Genomic DNA, 19,259 nt, shown 5'->3' with positions numbered 1-19,259 from the left:
CCCGCTCAAACCCTCAAGTCGAGGATACGGGGAAAAATCTGGAATTAGGAGGGCATTGTCATCTGGCGGAAACATGGCCCCAGCATAATAAAAAAACACCCGGTGCAAAGCAGCGGGTGCCTGAGGGGTAGTGGTCGAGATTAATGTTTTCGGTGATCAATATCGTGATATTCCGTTGCTTCAATTTTGGCGATGCCCGCTTCAAGGATCGAAATCAATTGCTTCGCGACATCTGTGGTCAGCCATAGGGTTCTGTCCACTTCCGCATCTTCGGTGGCCTGGCTGGGGGAATTGATGTAATGCAGGCGGATCATCATGGCATTGTAGGCGTCTACGGTGCTGATGTCCCAGCCGACCAATGGATGGGTATGGATTATCTCGTTTTTTCTGTCCATAAATACCCCTTTTTCTGACTCGTTTAATAAAACAAAGAGTGTCTTTGAGGCTCAGTGCGGCTCCATTTTAGCGAGCAATTTAAGTATACCCTTGTTTGTCACTTTTTTTGCTAATTGAACGATTTTTTTTAACTTTTGTACTATTTCGTTAAACGCGTCATCAGAAATAGCGCGAGGCCACGACGTATTGGCTACCGTGGGCGGGGTGGGCGTGTGGATGGAATTAGACGGCGGCGGGCGGAATTACCGGGCCGATGCGTTTGGCCAGCTCTTCGGCCAGCTGGGCGAAATATTTTTGCATGATCGCATCGCGGTTTTGGTTTTGGGATTCCAGCATCAGGTTGTGGATGAGTAACTGATTGGCTTTTTCATCCAGGCTGAATGACAGGTAAGAAAACGCGATCTCCAGTACATTAAGCCTGCGCTGCTGCTCGCCAATTAATGCCAGCAGTTCGCCGAACGTCATTGCTTCTTCAGGTTTATTGGCAATCATATAGGCATTCTCCCCGGGACGGTTTGTGCACAATGCGCTGCTTGGGGTGATTACAGCCCAGAAAAACGCATTTGCCAATAGGGGAAGCGCAAAAATTCGCTAAAAGCGTCGTTTAACAGAATTTTTGGCATAAAAAAGCCGGGAATGAATCCCGGCGAAGCGACAGTACAAACTTCTTATTATTGAGAGTCAAACCAATCGTCGGCGCTTTCCCACGTTTCTTGCAGGATATCGGTGATCAGCGCCTTGTCTTCTTTACTGCCTCCCATAACGCTAATGCCGTTGGCGCCCGCATAGCGCACCTGGACATGGGAATCAGTAAACTGTTTATCAATCCGGGCCGTAAATTCCTTGGTCAATGCCTCAAGCGCGCCTGCGGGAAGCGGTGTCGCTTTAGCAAGAGTAATTTCGATACGCATATTTTTTCTCATAGTATCAACGCCTGTTTATTTATACAGTGTCGCCGTCGCCAGTGCAAGCGCCAACAGGCTTTTATTTTACGGCGGATACTGATAAAGCCCATCGGCATCGACTTGCGTCCATCAGGCTTCCACCCACCAGTGCAGCGCCTGTCCGGCCAGAAACGGCACCAGGACGTCGTCGCCCAGCGGAATACTGTCCGGCTGCAGATGGGTATGCCGACGCAGGGTAATGAAATCATCGTTCGGCGGCAGCCCATAAAAGCGTGGGCCGTTCAGCGAACAGAACGCTTCAAAGTGCGCCAAGGCGCCGATTTCCTCAAATACCGTGGCATAAGCGGCGAGAACGTTAGGCGCATTAAACACGCCGGCGCAGCCGCAGTCGCACTCTTTGCGGTCGCGGCTGTGCGGAGCCGAATCGGTGCCCAGGAACAGTCGATCGCAGCCCCCGGCAACGGCGGCGCGCAGCGCTTCCTGATGCGTATTGCGTTTCAGGATCGGCAGGCAGTAGAGATGCGGCCGTACTCCGCCCACCAACATATGATTGCGGTTGAACATCAGGTGCTGCGGGGTGATGGTGGCGGCCAGATGGCTGTCCGCGGCCAGTACATACTGCGCCGCTTCGCGGGTAGTGATATGTTCCAGGACAATTTTCAGCGCCGGAAAGCGCCGGCGTACCGGTTCCAGGATCCGATCGATAAAACACGCCTCGCGATCGAAGATATCAATCTCAGGCGCCGTGACCTCGCCGTGGATCAGCAACGGCATGCCGATTTCTTCCATGGCGCCGAGCAGGGGGTAAATGCCGGGGACACTGGTCACGCCGTGGCTGGAATTGGTGGTGGCGTTGGCCGGATATAATTTCGCGGCGCTGAAAACGCCTTGCTGGAATCCCGTCACTAACTGCGTTTTATCCAGCGTATCGGTAAGGTAGCAGGTCATCAGAGGCTGGAAACGGTGGCCGGCGGGCAATGCCGCCAGTATCCGCCCGTGATACGCAACGGCCTGCTCTATGGACGTAATCGGCGGCGTCAGGTTCGGCATCACGATAGCCCGGCCAAAGACGCGGCTGGTATAAGGCAATACGGTACGCAGCATATTGTCGTCGCGTAAATGCAGATGCCAGTCGTCGGGACGGCGGATATGGAGTTCTGTCGGCTGTGCGGTCATGAATAAGGCTCCGGCTATTGAGTACGGACAAACGGGTCAATATCAGATTAACGGCGGGGTATTAGAATAAGCATATCGGGCGGAAGTTGCATTATAAAAAAACCCGCCGCAGCGGGTTTGGATGGCAATATCAGTCGTCGTCCTTCGGCGTTGGCCGGGTCGCCGGGGCGGCGGCCTGATTTGCGGCCGCGTGGCCGCCCGCCGAACCGCGTCCCTCGAACCGGTACTCCGGACGCTGCCACTGCTTCACAGGCTCGGGGGCCGGGCTGTAAACGGGCGCAGGGGCCTTGGTCATGGGGGCGCTGACATGCTGTTTAAGAATGGGCTGCGCCTTGTCGTCTTCTGGCTGGCCTTCCTGCTGTCCGTTCGGGATAGCGGGGGCCGGTTGCGGTTGCCCGTCGGCAACCGGCGTCGGCGCTGCGTGGGCCGATTGCGCCCCGGCGGCGTCCGCCGCCGGGGATGCCAGGGCCGGTTGCGTATCGGCGACGGTAGCGTGCGGTGCCACCGGGGCGCTGACCAGCGGCGCGGCTTCCGCTACTTGGCGTGGCGGCGACAGACGCGATACCTGCAAGGCGGCAATGATATCATCGGAAAGCAGGACAACGGCCGGTTGGCTCGCGACAGCCGACGGCGTTACGCTTGCCGGCTGTTCCTGTTCCGTCAGATCCGGGGCCAGCGTGGCAAACGACGCGGCGTCGGTATCCGCCACGGACGCGGCCGGTTGGGCTGCGGCCAGGGTGTCCTGCGCCACGCCGCGATCTTGCGCCTGGATGACATCGGGTACCTCATCGGCCGCCGCCAGTTGGGCCGGGGTCGGCTCAAGCGGAACCAGGGTCGCCGCGGGCAATTCCTGCGGCGCCAGGGCGTCGGTGGTGGCGACGCCTGCCGGCCCGGCGACGGTGCTGCTGTCGACAATGCTGTCGAGGGCGCTGGCCACGTCGCGGTCACGGGTGTGCTCGTTGCCGCCGCCCTGGCTGCCGGTAGCATCGGCGACCTGTGGCGGCGCGGTGTTTTCCGCCCCCGCCGTGGTCGGTTCAGGCAGCGGCATGACGTTTACCGCGGTCGTCGCGACAGGTTCCGGCAGTTCCGTCACCGTCGACGGGTTTTGTTCAAAACGTTCGACAGGCGTGATGGGATAGCTGATCCAGACCTTGCCGGACGCCATCTCGGGAGAGGCCACCGCGCCGCTGAGCGGCATCGGCGATTGCCCAAGATAACGCTCGTCACGATAACGGCGGCGACGCTGGCCGCTGACCCGCAAATGGCGCGGGGAGCGACGCGAACGGCGGGGCAGGCCCGCTTCGTTGCCGTTGCGGCCTTCCTGCGCGCTGTTGTCCAGCCCTTCGGGCGCCGGAGCGTCCTCGGTTTGGAACATGATGTCAGGGGTCGGCGCGCTGCCGGCCTGGAACCTGATATCCGGCTGCGAGCCGGTGTCTTCGCGGACGCTTTCGCCTGCGGCGGCGACCTGCGTAACGTCGGCCGCGTCATCGGTGACCCGCACTTTCTGGGACAGATTGCGACGCTGGCGGCGCGGAACGATTGGCGTCGGTTTATCGTCATCGTTCACCGGTTCGGCCAGGGCTACGGCTTCGGGCTCGATCATCTCGGGCTCGGCCTCAACCTCAACCTCAACCGGCAGGGGTTTGGCTTCCTGCGGCTGGCGCTTGTCTTCCTGGCGACGGCGCGGACGATCGGCGCGCGGTTCGCGGCGTTGCGTCTGCTCCTCCTCGGTCTGCGGCTTCTCGGCTATCACGGCGTCAAGCATCTCGGTCTCGACCGGCGCGTTCTGGCGTTTGCCTTTACTACGCGCATCGTCACGGGGTTCGCGGCGTTCGCGCGGTTCACGGGGCTCACGCGCTTCACGCGGCTGGCGTCCTTCCTGCGGCGCGCGCTGCTCACGCTCGCCGCCACGCTCGCCGTTACGATCGCGGCGGACATTCTGGCGGCGCTGGCCGCGGCGATCCTGCTGCTGGCGACGCGGCGCCTCGGCGGGTTCGGCTACGGCAGGGGTCTCTTCCTTCGGCAGGACCGGTTCGGCGGTTTTTACCGAGGTATCTTCCTCAGGATCGCTAAACCAGCTTTTCAGGCGGTTTACCGCGCGGCTGAATAACCCGGCGGAAGCCGGCTCAGCGGATTTTTCGGGCTTGGCGACGGCCTTGACGCTGGTTTCCCGGGCTACCGGCGCGGGTTCCTCAATCACCGGCTCAGGCGACATCGGCGGCGAATCCGGCATAACGAAAGCAGCCAGCGCGGGTTGTTCAGGCAGCTTACGCTCGGCCGCCGGTTCTTCGGACGGCTGGGCCATTTCCGCTTCGTGCAGTTGCGGCAACAGATAGCTCAGGGTTGGCGCTTCTTCGCCCTTGCGCACGCGCAGCACCGCGTAATGCGGGGTTTGCATTTGATCGTGCGGCACGATAATCGCCCGCACGCCGCCCTGGCGGCGCTCGATGGCGTTGACCGAATCACGCTTTTCATTGAGCAGATACGAGGCAATCTGCACCGGCACGATGGCATGCACCTCGTGGGTATTCTCTTTCAGCGCCTCTTCTTCGATAAGGCGCAGGATGGACAGCGACAGCGACTCGTTATCACGAATGGTGCCGGTACCGCCGCAACGCGGGCAGACATGGTGGCTGGATTCACCCAACGACGGGCTCAGGCGCTGGCGCGAGAGTTCCAGCAAACCAAAACGCGAGATGCGGCCGATCTGGATGCGCGCGCGATCCTGGCGCACTGATTCACGCAGGCAATTTTCCACCTCGCGCTGGTGACGCACGGGGGTCATATCGATAAAGTCGATAACGATAAGGCCGCCCAGGTCGCGCAGGCGTAATTGACGGGCTATTTCGTCGGCGGCTTCCAGGTTGGTGTTAAAGGCGGTTTCCTCGATATCGCCCCCGCGGGTGGAGCGGGCGGAGTTGATATCGATGGCGGTCAGCGCTTCGGTGGTGTCGATAACGATGGAACCGCCGGACGGCAGGCGCACTTCGCGCTGGAAGGCGGATTCGATTTGCGATTCAATCTGGTAATGGCTGAACAGCGGAATTTCGCCGCTGTACAATTTAATTTTGCTGCTGAAGTCGGGGCGGCCGAGGGAGGCGATATGTTCTTTCGCTTTTTCGAGCACCTTGGGATTGTCGATCAGGATTTCGCCGATATCCGGACGCAGATAGTCGCGGAAGGCGCGCACGATGACGTTGCTTTCCTGATGAATCAGGAAGGGAGCGGGACGTCCTTCGGCGGCTTTTTTAATCGCTTCCCAATGCTTGATGCGAAACGCCAGATCCCACTGCAGCGCATCGGCGGATTTACCCACGCCGGCGGTACGGACGATAAGGCCCATGCCGTCGGGGAGTTCCAGCGACGACAGCGCTTCCTTCAGCTCAGTGCGATCGTCACCCTCGATACGACGGGAGATGCCGCCGGCGCGGGGATTGTTCGGCATCAGCACCAGATAACTGCCGGCCAGGCTGATAAAGGTGGTAAGCGCGGCGCCTTTATTGCCGCGTTCTTCCTTATCAACCTGGACAATGACTTCCTGCCCTTCACGCAGCACGTCCTTGATATTGGGGCGGCCGTGGGAGGCGTATTGCGCGGGAAAATACTCGCGGGCAATTTCTTTCAGGGGAAGAAATCCGTGTCGCTCGGCGCCGTAATCGACAAACGCCGCTTCAAGACTTGGCTCAATACGGGTGATTTTACCCTTGTAAATATTAGCTTTTTTCTGTTCATGACCCGGGCTTTCAATATCCAGATCATACAGCTTTTGGCCATCTACCAGAGCAACGCGCAACTCCTCTTGCTGAGTCGCGTTAATTAACATTCTCTTCATCTTAACTTACTCTTTTTTATGCATTGGCATCAGAGCTGCGGGCAAAAAAACGCATGACCGGGCGATAACCGACGGCCCCGTGACTTGTCGCGAGCCGTCAACCTCACGGTTGTCGCTCGCAGAGGGGCGCATTGTTTCGGTAGCCTGTTTTCAGAGAGAAAGACAGCGCATTTACAGCGGGAATAGCGTCTGATAACGGTCGCCAGAACGAATTCCTTTTGCCGGCCAAGCTGCAATCCGCAGCCCGCTAACTGCCTGATTAATCACTACGTCTTACGCCATTGCTGCGTGTATGGTTGATCAGGCAAATTTAAAAATTCCACGATTTCTCGCCTTTAACGGGCGCAGAGTGGAAAGTTTATGCATTATTCCACCGCTGACACCTATATAGCAAGGCGACTTTACCTCTTGGCAACAAGATTCCGACTTATGGTTACATTTCTGCCTGGCCTGCCTGCTGCGTAGCCGAAATCCACCCGAAAAACTTTTTTACCAATTAAAGCACAGTTAAGCACAGAAAAAGGAGTGGCGCTATGCTGGCGGTATATTTAGAATCGCGTCCCATGAATGAAAATAATGCAGGCGTACAGTTTATAACCGTTTCCGCGGATGAAGCAGGCCAGCGGATCGACAACTTTTTGCGTACCCGATTAAAAGGCGTACCGAAGAGCATGATTTATCGTATCGTGCGAAAAGGGGAAGTGCGGGTCAATAAAAAACGGGTCAAGCCCGAATACAAGCTGCTGGACGGCGATGAGCTCAGGATTCCGCCGGTGCGTCAGTCCGCGCCGGATGAAAACACCGTTTCGCCGCTGCTGGACAAAGTGGCGGCGCTGGCGGAAGCGGTTCTGTATGAAGACGATCACCTGCTGATTTTAAACAAGCCTTCCGGTACGGCGGTGCACGGCGGCAGCGGCTTAAGTTTCGGCGTCATTGAAGGGCTGCGCGCGCTGCGCCCCGATGCCCGGTTCCTGGAACTGGTTCACCGCCTGGATCGGGATACGTCGGGTGTGCTGCTGGTGGCCAAAAAACGATCGGCCCTGCGTTTACTGCACGAGCAGCTGCGCATGAAAGGCATGCAGAAGGACTATCTGGCGCTGGTCGCCGGAGAGTGGCCGTCGCAGACCAAGACGGTCAGCGCGCCGTTGTTGAAAAATATCCTCGCCAGCGGCGAGCGCATCGTGCGGGTGGGCAGCGACGGCAAACCCTCGGAAACGCGCTTCAAGGTAGAAGAACGTTTTGTGCACGCCACCCTGGTAAAAGCCAGCCCGGTGACCGGCCGCACGCACCAGATACGCGTCCATGCCCAATATGCCGGCCACCCGATTGCCTTTGACGATCGTTACGGCGACGCGCAATTTGATCAACAGCTCAAGGGATCGGGCCTGCACCGGCTGTTTTTACATGCCGCGGCCCTGCGTTTCGATCATCCCGCCACCGGCGAGACCATGCGCATAGAGGCGCCGCTGGATAAAGGCTTGCGCCATTGCCTGGTTTACCTGCGCGCCAACGATAAATAAAGCGGCGCGCAGGAAATGGGGCATCGCCATCCCGCCGGCGGTTGCTGCGGCCCTGCTAGCGCAAGCGCGCCTGCGCGTCCGTGAGCAGGGGATTGATGCCCTCGTTGCGCAGCATCCCGCCCAGCGCAATCAGCGGCAGGCCGATCAACGCATTGGGATCGCGCCCTTCCAGCGCGTCGAACAGGCTGATGCCCAGCCCCTCGCTTTTGAAGCTGCCCGCGCTGTGCAGCGGCTGGTCCAGCGCCACATAACCCGCGATTTCCGCCTCGCTCAGGGTGCGAAAAGTGACATGAAAGGGTTCTACCGTACGCTGGATCCTGCCCGTCAGGCTGTTAAGCAGCGCCAGGCCGGTATAAAACGTCACGCGCCGGCCGCTGGCTTGCCGTAGCTGGCCGACGGCGTTTTCGTGCGTATGGGGTTTGCCGGTAATGCGGCCCTCAAGCACGCAGCACTGATCGGAGCCGATAATCAGATGAGCGGGGTATCGGCCGGCCAGCGCGCGGGCTTTGCCCTCGGCCAGGCGCAGCACCATGTGGTCTGCGGATTCGTCCGCAAGCCTGGTTTCGTCGATGTCCGGCGCGACGGCGATAAACGGCAGGGTTAATTTTTCCATTAGCGCCCGGCGAAACGGCGACGATGAAGCCAAGACAATTTTGCACATATTTTTTCATCCAACGATGGCGTATTTCCGTGCGTCATTTTAAACTGTTCGCCGCTTCGGAAGCGAATATTGATAAAGGCAGGTAAATATGGCCTTTTTCTTTGACTCTATGCCGTTACAAAGTTAATATGCGCGCCCTATGCAAAAAGTAAAATTACCCCTGACTATCGATGCGGCCCGTACTGCACAGAAACGCCTGGACTATGCTGGTGTCTATGCGCCTGAGCAGGTAAAGCGTATTGCCGAATCCGTGGTAAGTGTGGATAGTGATGTTCAGGCGTCGTTGTCATTTAATATTGATAATCAGCGCCTGGCGGTGATCGATGGCAGTGCGGACGTAGCGGTGACGCTGCTGTGCCAGCGCTGCAACCAGCCGTTCGCGCATCAGGTGCACACGACATTTTGTTTCAGCCCGGTTGTCACCGACGAACAGGCTGAGGCATTGCCGGAAGCGTATGAGGCGGTTTATGTCGATGGTTTTGGCGAGATAGACCTGCTGGCAATGATTGAAGATGAAGTTATTCTTTCGCTGCCGATCGCACCGGTTCATGATACTGAACACTGTGAAGTGTCCGACGCGGAGCAGGTGTTCGGCAAGCTGCCGTCCGAGGTTGAAAAACCTAACCCGTTTTCCGTATTAGCCAGTTTAAAGCGAAAGTAATTTAAGGAGTAAGGTCCATGGCCGTACAACAGAATAAACCCACCCGTTCTACCCGTGGCATGCGCCGTTCACACGACGCGCTGACCACCTCTACCGTATCAGTGGACAAAGTCTCCGGTGAAACCCACCTGCGTCACCACATCACCGCCGACGGTTTCTACCGCGGTCGCAAAGTTATCGCCAAGTAATTCCAAGGCGATACATTGATACGTCTAACCCTGGCGTTAGATGCTATGGGCGGCGACTTCGGTCCCGCCGTGACAGTGCCTGCTGCATTGCAGGCACTGGCTTCTCATCCGCAATTAGCATTGCTGCTTGTCGGCAGTCCCGCTGCGATAAATCCTTTACTGGCAAAAACTGATTCCGTTCTACTTGAGCGATTGACGGTTGTTCCCGCCGAATCTGTTATTGCCGGTGACGCCAAACCATCCCAGGCCATCAGGGCCAGCCGCGGCACCTCAATGCGCATCATGCTTGAGCTGATCAAGGATGGAAAGGCCCAGGCCTGTGTCAGCGCCGGCAACACCGGGGCGTTGATGGGGTTGGCGATAATGTTGCTTAAACCGCTGGACGGCATCGAGCGTCCGGCGTTGATGACCGTGCTGCCGCACCAGCAGCGGGGCAATACGGTCGTGCTGGACCTCGGCGCCAATGTGGCATGCGGTGGCGAGATGCTGGCCCAGTTCGCCATTATGGGCGCGGTGATGGCGGAGGATATCGTGGGCGTGGCTAACCCGCGGGTGGCGCTGCTTAATATCGGCGAGGAGGAGACCAAGGGTCTCGATAATATCCACCAGGCCGCGGCGATACTGAGAAGTATTCCGTCAATCAACTATATAGGTTATCTTGAAGCCAACGAGTTGCTGACAGGGAAGACCGATGTGCTGGTCTGTGATGGGTTTGTCGGCAACGTCACATTAAAGACCATGGAAGGGGTGATAAGACTTTTTCTGTCTTTGCTTAAATCCTCAGGGGACGGCGGCAGGCAGGGTTGGCTGATGAAACTTGTCAAACGCTGGGTGAAAAAACGCCTCGCGCGCCAATTCGGCCATCTTAATCCTGACCAATATAATGGCGCTTGCCTGTTAGGTTTGCGTGGCACGGTGATCAAAAGCCACGGGGCGGCGAATCAGCGCGCGTTCGCTGTCGCTATCGATCAGGCAATGCAAGCGGTGGAGCGGCGGATTCCCGAGCGGATTGCCGCTCGCCTAGATGCGGTATTACCCAAGAGTGATTAAGCGTACATGTATACAAAGATTCTCGGTACCGGCAGTTATCTGCCGGCACAAATAAGGTCGAATGCGGACCTGGAAAAAATGGTCGATACCTCCGACGAATGGATCGTAACGCGTACCGGTATTCGTGAACGCCGTATCGCCGGGGTGGATGAAACCGTTTCCACCATGGGTTTCATCGCCGCGCAGCGCGCGCTGGAAATGGCGGACGTCGAGGTGGGCAAGATCGGTTTGATCATCGTCGCCACCACCTCGTCGAGCAATGCCTTCCCCAGCTCGGCGTGCGAAATCCAGCATCATCTAGGCCTTCGGGACGCCATCTCTTTCGATATGGCCGCGGCCTGCGCCGGTTTTGCCTACGCCCTGAGCGTGGCGGATCAATATGTTAAACACGGCGCGGTGGATTATGCGCTGGTGATCGGCTCCGATACTCTGAGCCGCACCCTCGATCCCAGCGATCGCGGTACGCTGATCCTGTTTGGCGACGGCGCGGGCGCGGTGCTGCTCGGCCGCTCCGAACAGCCTGGCATTTTATCGACCCATTTACACGCGGACGGGCGCTATGGCGATCTATTGACCCTGCCGTACCACAGCCGCATCGATCCGACGGCCCCTGCGTTCCTGACCATGTCGGGCAATGAAGTGTTCAAGGTGGCGGTGACCGAACTGGCGCATATCGTCGATGAAACCCTGAACGCCAATCAACTGGACCACTCGGCGCTGGACTGGCTGGTGCCGCACCAGGCCAACCTGCGTATCATCACCGCCACGGCAAAACGCCTGAGCATGAGCATGGATAAGGTGGTGGTGACCCTGGATCGGCACGGCAATACCTCCGCCGCCTCCGTACCGCTGGCGTTGGACGAGGCGGTGCGCGACGGCCGTATTAAGCGCGGGCAGCTGGTGATGCTGGAGGCGTTCGGCGGCGGCTTTACCTGGGGCTCGGCATTGATTCGGTTTTGAATTAACAGGAATTAAAAAAAAATGACAATATTGGCAATGGTATTCCCGGGCCAGGGATCCCAGACCGTCGGTATGCTGGCGGAACTGGCGGCACAATTTCCGCTGGTTGAGGCCACCTTCGCAGAAGCGTCCGCCGCTTTAGGTTATGATCTCTGGCAGATGACCCAGCAAGGCCCGGCGGAAGAGCTGAATAAAACCTGGCAGACACAGCCGGCGCTACTGGCGGCCTCGGTGGCCATCTGGCGCGTCTGGCAGCAGCAGGGCGGACAACAGCCGTCATGGCTGGCCGGCCATAGCCTGGGCGAATACTCGGCGCTGGTCTGCGCGGAGGTGCTTGATTTCGCCCAGGCGGTGCGGCTGGTGGAACTGCGCGGCAAACTGATGCAGGAAGCCGTGCCCGCGGGTATCGGCGCCATGTCGGCCATTATCGGCCTCGACAATGCCGCCATTGAGCAGGCCTGCCGCGAGTCGGCGCAGGGACAGGTGGTGTCGCCGGTGAATTTCAATTCTCCCGGACAGGTGGTTATCGCCGGCCATAAAGAGGCGGTCGAGCGCGCGAACGCGGCCTGCAAGGCGGCCGGCGCGAAGCGTGCGCTGCCGCTGCCGGTCAGCGTGCCTTCGCATTGCGCGTTAATGAAACCCGCGGCGGATAAGCTGGCGCTGGCATTGGCGGACATCGCCTTTTCCGCGCCTAGGGTGCCGGTGGTGAATAATGTCGACGTGGTGGCGCAGACGGATCCGGACGCGATACGCCTGGCCCTGGTGCGCCAGCTGTATAATCCGGTACGCTGGACTGAAACGGTGCAATACCTTGCCGCGCAAGGGGTCGACCAGGTGCTGGAAGCGGGGCCGGGCAAAGTGCTCACCGGCTTGACCAAACGCATCGCCGACACCCTTTCCGGCGCGGCGGTAAACGATCCGGCGTCGCTGGCAGCGGCGCTTGGGCAATAATCATGGGGAATGCAATGAGCTTTGAAGGTAAAATCGCCCTGGTCACCGGCGCCAGCCGCGGAATCGGTCGCGCTATCGCTGAATTGCTGGCCGAACGCGGCGCAACAGTCGTAGGCACGGCCACCAGCGAGCAGGGCGCCGACGCCATCAGCGCCTATCTGGGCAACCGGGGCAAAGGGCTGCAACTTAATGTCTCTGACATCGCATCCATTGATTCTCTTTTAGAGAAAATGCGCGCAGAATTTGGCGAAGCTGATATTTTAGTGAATAATGCCGGAATCACGCGTGATAATCTTCTGATGCGCATGAAAGAAGACGAATGGCAGTCTATCCTTGATACAAACCTGACATCCGTTTTCCGCATGTCCAAGGCGGTAATGCGCGCGATGATGAAAAAGCGTTACGGCAGAATCATTACTATCGGTTCTGTTGTAGGCTCTATGGGTAACGCCGGGCAAGCGAATTATGCCGCCGCCAAAGCCGGATTGATCGGCTTTAGCAAATCGTTGGCCCGTGAAGTCGCCTCGCGCGGCATTACGGTAAACGTGGTGGCGCCCGGTTTTATTGCGACTGATATGACAGATGCGTTGACAGATGACCACCGTGCGGACATTTTGTCCCGGATTCCGGCAAATCGTCTTGGCGATCCGAAAGAAATTGCCAGTGCTGTTGCTTTTTTCGCCTCTGACGAGGCGGCATACATTACCGGTGAAACGATACATGTCAACGGCGGCATGTATATGCTGTAAAAAGCACGAAAATCATTTGCGTTATTTGTGGTAAACACCGCAAAATAGCATAAAATCGTGGTTTGACCAGCCGGGATTTAGTTGCATCTTTTTCAACATTTTATACACTACGAAAACCATCGCGAAAGCGAGTTTTGATAGGAAATTTAAGAGTATGAGCACTATCGAAGAAAGCGTTAAGGCAATCATCGCTGAGCAACTGGGTGTTAAGAAAGAAGAAGTCGTAAACAATGCTTCTTTTGTCGATGACCTCGGCGCTGATTCTCTCGACACCGTTGAGCTGGTAATGGCGCTGGAAGAAGAATTTGATACAGAAATTCCGGACGAAGAAGCTGAAAAAATCACTACTGTCCAGGCAGCTATTGATTTTATTCAGGCAAGCCAGCAGTAAGCGAACATCCCTAGGCGGTCATTCGACCGCCTAAGTTTTTTGTCCCACACAGTGTCTTTTTTCCCTCCTTGGAGGACAAGCGTGTCTAAGCGTCGAGTAGTTGTGACCGGACTTGGCATGTTGTCTCCTGTCGGCAATACCGTAGAATCTACGTGGAGCGCGCTCCTAGCCGGACAGAGTGGCATCGGCCCGATCGACCATTTTGATACTACTGCCTATGCAACACGTTTTGCTGGCTTAGTGAAAAATTTTAATTGTGAAGATTATCTGTCGCGCAAAGATGCGCGCAAGATGGATATTTTCATACAGTACGGCATTGCGGCCGGCATCCAGGCCATGCAGGATTCCGGCTTGGTGGTCACCGAGGAAAACGCGCCGCGTATCGGTGCGGCAATCGGCTCGGGCATCGGCGGGTTGGGATTGATTGAAGAAAATCATACCGCCCTGGTGAATGGCGGACCGCGCAAAATCAGTCCTTTTTTTGTGCCTTCCACCATCGTCAACATGATAGCCGGGCACCTGACCATCATGTGCGGACTGCGCGGACCAAGTATCTGCGTGGCGACGGCCTGTACCACGGGTGTGCACAATATCGGCCATGCCGCCAGGATAATCGCCTATAACGATGCGGATGTCATGTTGGCCGGTGGCGCTGAAAAAGGCAGCACGCCCTTGGGCGTCGGCGGTTTCGGCGCCGCGCGCGCGCTGTCTACCCGTAATGATAACCCGCAGGCGGCCAGCCGCCCCTGGGATCGTGACCGTGACGGCTTTGTGCTGGGCGACGGCGCCGGCGTCATGGTGCTGGAAGAGTACGAGCATGCTAAAAAGCGCGGTGCGAAAATTTACGCCGAAGTGGTGGGTTTTGGTATGAGCAGCGATGCCTATCATATGACCTCGCCGCCGGAAGACGGCGCGGGGGCGGCGCTGGCCATGGTCAACGCCCTGCGTGACGCGGGCATCACCCCGTCGCAGGTCGGCTATATCAACGCGCACGGCACGTCCACGCCGGTGGGTGATAAAGCTGAAACCTACGCGGTGAAATCCGTGTTCGCCCAGGATGCGTACAAGGTCATGATCAGCTCCACGAAATCGATGACCGGGCATTTGCTGGGCGCCGCCGGGGCGATAGAGTCTATTTTCAGCATACTGGCGCTGCGCGATCGGGCTATTCCGCCCACCATTAATCTGGACAACCCTGACGCCGAGTGCGATTTGGATTTTGTGCCCCATGAAGCTCGTCAGGTGCCTGGAATGGAATATGCGTTATGCAACTCATTCGGTTTCGGCGGCACCAACGGGTCACTGGTATTCCGCAGGATATAATCGTAGAGTGATGCCTAATGGCCCGTTTATCGGGCCATTTTTTTATCATTGCCGCATCGGCGACCGCTTACCAGGTGAACTATGTATTGGATCAACGGAAAACCCCGGCGCCAATTGCCCGTAAACGATCGCGCCACCCAATTCGGCGACGGTTTTTTTACCACCGCGCGCATACGCGCGGGTGCGATCGATTTACTGCCCTACCATCTGGACCGGCTGGCCGAGGCCGGCGAGCGGTTGTTGTTTGCGCCGCTGGACCGCGGGTTATTAACCAGCGAAATGCGCCGGGTGGCGGAACTCCGACAGCAAGGCGTGCTCAAAGTACTCATCAGCCGCGGCAGCGGCGGCCGGGGGTATAGCGCGGCCGGTTGCGATGCGCCGTTACGTATTATGTCCCATACGGCCGCGCCGGCGCATTATGTCGCCTGGCGCGAAAGCGGCGTCAGCCTTGCCCTGAGTCCAGTCAGATTGGCCCGCGGTCCGCTATTGGCCGGCATAAAGCACCTTAACCGCCTGGAGCAGGTGTTAATCCGCGCTCACCTGGACCGGGATGCCGTCGCCGAGGAGGCGCTGGTGCTTGATACGCAGGGTTTTATCGTTGAATGCTGCGCGGCGAATATTTTCTGGCGCACCGGGGATCGGGTTTATACACCGGCGCTGACCCATGCCGGCGTGGCGGGGGTTATGCGGCGTCATATCATGCACCTGCTTGCGGCCTCGCCGTTCAGCCTGCAACAGGTCGAGGCGCCGGCCGCCGCGCTCGATGACGCCGAGGAAGTGATCATTTGCAATGCGCTGATGCCGGTATTGCCGGTCAACCGTATCGCGCAGCGCCGCTATCCCGCCAGGGCCCTGTTCGACTTCGTCAGCCCGCACTGTTAACTGAGTTATTGCATGAAAAAAACGTTTTTTATCGCCATTATCCTCCTGCTGGCCGCCGGCATCGCGTTTTGCCTGTACCAGGTCAAGCATTTCGCCGCGTCGCCGCTGGTCATTAAACAAGAGACTATTTTTACCTTGCCCGCCGGCACCGGGCGCGAGGGGCTGAAAACCGCGCTGCGCCAGCAGCATATCGTCAAGCGTACCCGCTGGCTGCCAGCGCTGTGGCAACTGGAGCCGGAGCTGGCCAGCTTCAAGGCGGGCACTTACCGGTTTATACCCGGCATGACGGTGCGCCAGATGCTGGCGTTATTAGCCAGCGGCCGGGAAGCCCAGTTTTCCATCCGTTTTGTCGAGGGGTCCACGTTTAAGGAGTGGCTGGCCATCATCGCCAAGGCGCCTTACCTGAAACATACCCTGGACGGGGTGGCGGCGGATCAGGTAGCCAGCCTGCTGGGCCGGGAGCCATCGTCCACGCTGGAAGGGCGCTTTTATCCCGATACCTATCTGTATACCGCGCAAACCCCCGATATCGCTTTGTTAAAGCGCGCGGGACAGCGGATGGATAAAACGCTGGATGAAGTCTGGCGGGACAGGGCGCCGGGACTGCCGTACAAGACGCCGCTGGATTTGCTGACCATGGCCTCGATTGTGGAAAAAGAGACCGGTGTGGCGGACGAACGCCCCAAGGTGGCCTCGGTATTCATCAACCGCCTGCGCCTGAGCATGCGCCTGCAAACCGATCCCACGGTGATCTACGGCATGGGCGAGAGCTATAAAGGTATCATCAGCAAGCAAGACCTGGCGACGCCAACGCCGTATAATACCTATTTGATTACCGGACTGCCCCCCGCGCCGATCGCCATGCCGGGACAGGCGTCGCTTGAGGCCGCCGCGCATCCTGCCAAGACGTCGTATCTTTATTTTGTCGCCGACGGCAAGGGCGGTCATATTTTCAGCACCAACCTGGCAAGCCATAATCAAGCCGTACAGCAATATCGTGAAAGCGTAAAGGAAAACCATGGACAGTAAATTCATCGTGATCGAAGGGCTTGAGGGCGCGGGGAAAACCAGCGCCATCGCCGTGCTGGTGGAGACGCTCAGGGCCCGTGGCATCACTGATGTGGTTTTTACCCGCGAGCCGGGCGGAACCCCGCTGGCGGAAGCGTTGCGCCGCTTAATCAAGGACGGTATCGACAACGAGCCGGTAACCGATAAAGCGGAACTGCTGATGCTGTACGCCGCGCGCGTCCAGTTGGTGGAGAATGTGATCAAACCCGCGCTGGCGCGTGGCGCGTGGGTTATCGGCGATCGCCACGATCTCTCATCCCAGGCTTACCAGGGCGGCGGCCGCGGCGTGGATCCGCAGCTGCTGACGGCGCTGCGCGACCTGGTGCTGGGGGATTTCCGCCCCGATTTAACCCTGTACCTGGATCTCCCCCCGGCCATTGGCCTTCAGCGCGCGCGGGCGCGCGGCGAGCTTGATCGCATCGAGCAGGAGTCGCTGGCCTTTTTTGACCGCATCCGGGCGCGTTACCAGGCCCTGGCCGCGGCGGACGCGCGCATCGTTACCATTGACGCCAGCCGTTCGCTGGCGCAGGTTAGCGACGCGCTGCGCGCCAGCCTGAACCGCTGGCTGGACGCGCCGGAGTCCCGGCCGTGAAATGGTATCCGTGGCTGAATACGCCCTACCGGCAGATTCTCGCCCGCTATCAGGAGGGCAAGGGCCATCACGCTTTGCTTATCCATGCGCTCAAGGGCAGCGGCGTGTCATCGCTGTTCTATGCCCTGAGCCGCTGGCTCATTTGCCAGCGGCCGGACGGCATCAAAAGCTGCGGCCATTGCCACAGTTGCCGCCTGATGCTGGCCGGCACCCACCCCGATTTTTATCAGCCCGAACCGGAGAAAGGGCGTTTGAGCCTGGGGGTGGATAATATCCGCCAGATTATCGACCCGCTCTACCATCATGCGCAGCAGGGCGGGGCCAAGGTGGTCTGGTTGCCCCACAGTGAAATACTGACCGAGCCGGCGGCCAACGCATTGCTCAAGACCCTGGAAGAACCGCCTGACCGCACCTTTTTCCTGCTCGGCTGCCGCGAACCGTCGCACCTGTTGCCCACCCTGCGCAGCCGCTGTCTGTACTGGCACCTGCCGTCGCCGGAAGAGCCGGCCGGCCTGCGGTGGCTCCAGCAGCAGGGCATCACGGCGCAAGAGCAGGCGCGCACGGCGCTGCGGCTTACCAGCGGTGCGCCGGTCGGCGCCCTGGAGCTTCTGCAGCCGGGCCGCTGGGCGGAACGTGCGGCGCTGTGCGACGGGCTGGGCCGCGCGCTTGCCGACGGCGATTTTCTGAGGCTATTGCCGCTGTTAAACAAGGACAAGGATGACGAACCGGTATACTGGCTGCTCAGCCTGCTCACGGACGCCCTGAAATGGCAACAGGGCGCCGCCGGGTTTATGCTCAACCAGGATCAGCTGGCGCTGGTGGGCGAGCTGGCCGCGCGATTCCAGCCCGGCGCCCTGCATCATCAATTGCAGCAGTGGCTCCAGTGCCGGCGGCAGTGGCGGGAGATTGCCGGTGTTAACCGCGAATTGTTGCTGACCAATCAATTGCTTAACTGGGAAAACGGCGCGCCGGACGGGCGCACCCATCCCTGGACTCTATAAAAAGGTAATGTCATGTTTTTAGTCGATTCCCACTGCCATCTTGACGGGTTGAATTACGAGACCCTGCATCGCGATGTTGCCGACGTGGTGGCCAAGGCCAAGGCGCGCGATGTTCATCTGATGCTGGCTGTGGCCACCACCCTGGCGGGTTTTAGCAAGATGAGCGAACTGATCGGCCAGCGCGACGAGGTGCTGATGTCGTGCGGCGTCCATCCGCTGAATCTGGATGAGCCCTATGATTTTGCCGAACTCAGGCGCCTGGCCGCGGGCGACAACGTGGTGGCCCTGGGCGAGACCGGGCTGGATTATTTTTACCAGCAGGATAATAAGGCCGAACAGCAGGCGGCGCTGCGCGAGCATATCCGCATCGGCCGGGCCGTGAACAAGCCGGTAATCGTGCATACCCGTTCGGCGCGGGAAGACACGCTGGCTATCCTGCATGAAGAACGGGCGGGGGAGTGCGGCGGCGTGCTGCATTGCTTTACCGAAGATATCGCCACCGCCAAGACCCTGCTGGACCTGGGTTTTTATATTTCGTTTTCCGGCATCGTCACCTTTCGCAACGCCGAGGCGCTGCGCGAGGCGGCGCGCTATGTTCCGCTCGACCGGCTGCTGGTGGAGACCGATTCGCCTTATCTGGCGCCGGTGCCGTATCGCGGCAAGGAAAACCAGCCGGCCTATGTGCGGGACGTGGCCGATTTTATGGCCGGCCTGAAAGGCGTGACGGTGGAACAACTGGCGCAGGCCACCACCGCGAATTTCGGCCGGTTGTTTCATGTTGATCCCGCGCGCCTCGCCGCGCATAGTTGAGTCCGGCGGTATTTCCAGCGCGTAATGGGGTGAAATAAACGCGCGCCGGGGCGGGTTGCGGATGTTTTAATCACCTCGCGCGTCATGGCCATGGGCGCCGGTGTCATGGCGCGTTTGGCCGGCGTCAGTGAAACGTGATTATC

At 58.9% G+C, this 19,259-nt stretch carries 20 protein-coding genes; 14 read left to right on the top strand and 6 right to left on the bottom strand.

Annotation, left to right across the window (positions count from 1 at the left end):
• Positions 1-140: 140 nt before the first annotated feature.
• The 5 genes from bssS to rne form a co-directional block, all read right to left on the bottom strand.
• Positions 141-395 (bottom strand): biofilm formation regulator BssS, encoded by a 255-nt coding sequence (gene bssS / locus ACL2XF_RS12135; protein WP_410015763.1) that lies wholly within the window; start codon positions 393-395, stop codon positions 141-143.
• Between the two features lie 223 nt (positions 396-618).
• The gene (locus tag ACL2XF_RS12130; RefSeq protein ID WP_410015762.1) at positions 619-888 is read right to left on the bottom strand and encodes a hypothetical protein; all 270 of its coding nucleotides are present in this window, start codon (positions 886-888) and stop codon (positions 619-621) included.
• A gap of 179 nt (positions 889-1,067) precedes the next feature.
• Complete coding sequence (gene dinI, locus ACL2XF_RS12125) at positions 1,068-1,307, bottom strand: DNA damage-inducible protein I (RefSeq protein ID WP_410016581.1); 240 nt, start codon at positions 1,305-1,307, stop codon at positions 1,068-1,070.
• 123 nt (positions 1,308-1,430) lie between these two features.
• Positions 1,431-2,477 (bottom strand): dihydroorotase, encoded by a 1,047-nt coding sequence (pyrC, locus tag ACL2XF_RS12120; protein ID WP_413728672.1) that lies wholly within the window; start codon positions 2,475-2,477, stop codon positions 1,431-1,433.
• 130 nt (positions 2,478-2,607) lie between these two features.
• Complete coding sequence (gene rne, locus ACL2XF_RS12115) at positions 2,608-6,309, bottom strand: ribonuclease E (RefSeq protein WP_413728671.1); 3,702 nt, start codon at positions 6,307-6,309, stop codon at positions 2,608-2,610.
• A gap of 563 nt (positions 6,310-6,872) precedes the next feature.
• Between rne and rluC the strand changes: the two genes are divergently transcribed.
• Positions 6,873-7,829: a 23S rRNA pseudouridine(955/2504/2580) synthase RluC gene (gene rluC, locus ACL2XF_RS12110; RefSeq protein WP_410015759.1), complete on the top strand. Its 957-nt coding sequence runs from the start codon at positions 6,873-6,875 to the stop codon at positions 7,827-7,829.
• Between the two features lie 55 nt (positions 7,830-7,884).
• Here the strand turns inward: rluC and ACL2XF_RS12105 are convergent, their stop codons facing one another.
• Positions 7,885-8,490, bottom strand: a complete 606-nt coding sequence (locus ACL2XF_RS12105) for a Maf family protein (protein WP_413728670.1) — start codon at positions 8,488-8,490, stop codon at positions 7,885-7,887.
• 139 nt (positions 8,491-8,629) lie between these two features.
• On the opposite strand from ACL2XF_RS12105, the gene yceD reads away from it, so the two are divergent.
• The 13 genes from yceD (at position 8,630) to ACL2XF_RS12040 (ending at position 19,116) form a co-directional block, all read left to right on the top strand.
• Positions 8,630-9,151 carry a 23S rRNA accumulation protein YceD gene (gene yceD, locus ACL2XF_RS12100; RefSeq protein WP_331122489.1) on the top strand — a complete coding sequence of 174 codons (522 nt, stop codon included), beginning with the start codon at positions 8,630-8,632 and terminating at the stop codon, positions 9,149-9,151.
• Positions 9,152-9,168: 17 nt separating this feature from the next.
• A complete protein-coding gene (gene rpmF, locus ACL2XF_RS12095; RefSeq protein ID WP_162364591.1) occupies positions 9,169-9,339 on the top strand; it encodes a 50S ribosomal protein L32 in 171 nt (56 codons plus the stop codon).
• 15 nt (positions 9,340-9,354) lie between these two features.
• Positions 9,355-10,389 (top strand): phosphate acyltransferase PlsX, encoded by a 1,035-nt coding sequence (gene plsX / locus ACL2XF_RS12090; protein WP_410015757.1) that lies wholly within the window; start codon positions 9,355-9,357, stop codon positions 10,387-10,389.
• A gap of 6 nt (positions 10,390-10,395) precedes the next feature.
• On the top strand, positions 10,396-11,349 hold the full coding sequence (locus ACL2XF_RS12085) for a beta-ketoacyl-ACP synthase III (RefSeq protein WP_410015756.1): 954 nt from the start codon (positions 10,396-10,398) through the stop codon (positions 11,347-11,349).
• A gap of 21 nt (positions 11,350-11,370) precedes the next feature.
• Positions 11,371-12,300, top strand: coding sequence for an ACP S-malonyltransferase (gene fabD / locus ACL2XF_RS12080; protein WP_410015755.1), 930 nt, complete (start codon positions 11,371-11,373; stop codon positions 12,298-12,300).
• A 14-nt stretch (positions 12,301-12,314) separates the two neighbouring features.
• The gene (gene fabG / locus ACL2XF_RS12075) at positions 12,315-13,049 is read left to right on the top strand and encodes a 3-oxoacyl-ACP reductase FabG (protein ID WP_413728669.1); all 735 of its coding nucleotides are present in this window, start codon (positions 12,315-12,317) and stop codon (positions 13,047-13,049) included.
• 154 nt (positions 13,050-13,203) lie between these two features.
• Positions 13,204-13,440 carry an acyl carrier protein gene (gene acpP, locus ACL2XF_RS12070; protein ID WP_011410921.1) on the top strand — a complete coding sequence of 79 codons (237 nt, stop codon included), beginning with the start codon at positions 13,204-13,206 and terminating at the stop codon, positions 13,438-13,440.
• Between the two features lie 81 nt (positions 13,441-13,521).
• Positions 13,522-14,763, top strand: a complete 1,242-nt coding sequence (gene fabF, locus ACL2XF_RS12065; protein ID WP_410015753.1) for a beta-ketoacyl-ACP synthase II — start codon at positions 13,522-13,524, stop codon at positions 14,761-14,763.
• Between the two features lie 81 nt (positions 14,764-14,844).
• Complete coding sequence (gene pabC / locus ACL2XF_RS12060; RefSeq protein ID WP_413728668.1) at positions 14,845-15,645, top strand: aminodeoxychorismate lyase; 801 nt, start codon at positions 14,845-14,847, stop codon at positions 15,643-15,645.
• 12 nt (positions 15,646-15,657) lie between these two features.
• Positions 15,658-16,674, top strand: coding sequence for an endolytic transglycosylase MltG (mltG, locus tag ACL2XF_RS12055; protein ID WP_413728667.1), 1,017 nt, complete (start codon positions 15,658-15,660; stop codon positions 16,672-16,674).
• On the top strand, positions 16,664-17,305 hold the full coding sequence (gene tmk, locus ACL2XF_RS12050; protein WP_410015750.1) for a dTMP kinase: 642 nt from the start codon (positions 16,664-16,666) through the stop codon (positions 17,303-17,305). The genes mltG and tmk overlap by 11 nt, the downstream gene beginning before the upstream one ends.
• Entirely contained in the window at positions 17,302-18,306 is a 1,005-nt protein-coding gene (holB, locus tag ACL2XF_RS12045) for a DNA polymerase III subunit delta' (protein ID WP_410015749.1), read from the top strand. The genes tmk and holB overlap by 4 nt, the downstream gene beginning before the upstream one ends.
• 12 nt (positions 18,307-18,318) lie before the next feature.
• Entirely contained in the window at positions 18,319-19,116 is a 798-nt protein-coding gene (locus ACL2XF_RS12040) for a metal-dependent hydrolase (RefSeq protein WP_413722432.1), read from the top strand.
• Positions 19,117-19,259: the final 143 nt, after the last annotated feature.

The organism is Sodalis sp. RH19, from assembly GCF_047324215.1.
In the GTDB taxonomy this organism is placed as follows: Bacteria; Pseudomonadota; Gammaproteobacteria; order Enterobacterales; family Enterobacteriaceae; genus Acerihabitans.
This window is presented reverse-complemented; position numbering and strand designations above follow the sequence as displayed.

Coding starts and splice junctions, on each gene's coding strand:
- bssS (WP_410015763.1), bottom strand. CDS start 395: ATGGACAGAAAAAACGAGATAATCCATACCCATCCATTGGTCGGCTGG.
- ACL2XF_RS12130 (WP_410015762.1), bottom strand. CDS start 888: ATGATTGCCAATAAACCTGAAGAAGCAATGACGTTCGGCGAACTGCTG.
- dinI (WP_410016581.1), bottom strand. CDS start 1,307: ATGCGTATCGAAATTACTCTTGCTAAAGCGACACCGCTTCCCGCAGGC.
- pyrC (WP_413728672.1), bottom strand. CDS start 2,477: ATGACCGCACAGCCGACAGAACTCCATATCCGCCGTCCCGACGACTGG.
- rne (WP_413728671.1), bottom strand. CDS start 6,309: ATGAAGAGAATGTTAATTAACGCGACTCAGCAAGAGGAGTTGCGCGTT.
- rluC (WP_410015759.1), top strand. CDS start 6,873: ATGAATGAAAATAATGCAGGCGTACAGTTTATAACCGTTTCCGCGGAT.
- ACL2XF_RS12105 (WP_413728670.1), bottom strand. CDS start 8,490: ATGTGCAAAATTGTCTTGGCTTCATCGTCGCCGTTTCGCCGGGCGCTA.
- yceD (WP_331122489.1), top strand. CDS start 8,630: ATGCAAAAAGTAAAATTACCCCTGACTATCGATGCGGCCCGTACTGCA.
- rpmF (WP_162364591.1), top strand. CDS start 9,169: ATGGCCGTACAACAGAATAAACCCACCCGTTCTACCCGTGGCATGCGC.
- ACL2XF_RS12085 (WP_410015756.1), top strand. CDS start 10,396: ATGTATACAAAGATTCTCGGTACCGGCAGTTATCTGCCGGCACAAATA.
- fabD (WP_410015755.1), top strand. CDS start 11,371: ATGACAATATTGGCAATGGTATTCCCGGGCCAGGGATCCCAGACCGTC.
- fabG (WP_413728669.1), top strand. CDS start 12,315: ATGAGCTTTGAAGGTAAAATCGCCCTGGTCACCGGCGCCAGCCGCGGA.
- acpP (WP_011410921.1), top strand. CDS start 13,204: ATGAGCACTATCGAAGAAAGCGTTAAGGCAATCATCGCTGAGCAACTG.
- pabC (WP_413728668.1), top strand. CDS start 14,845: ATGTATTGGATCAACGGAAAACCCCGGCGCCAATTGCCCGTAAACGAT.
- mltG (WP_413728667.1), top strand. CDS start 15,658: ATGAAAAAAACGTTTTTTATCGCCATTATCCTCCTGCTGGCCGCCGGC.
- tmk (WP_410015750.1), top strand. CDS start 16,664: ATGGACAGTAAATTCATCGTGATCGAAGGGCTTGAGGGCGCGGGGAAA.
- ACL2XF_RS12040 (WP_413722432.1), top strand. CDS start 18,319: ATGTTTTTAGTCGATTCCCACTGCCATCTTGACGGGTTGAATTACGAG.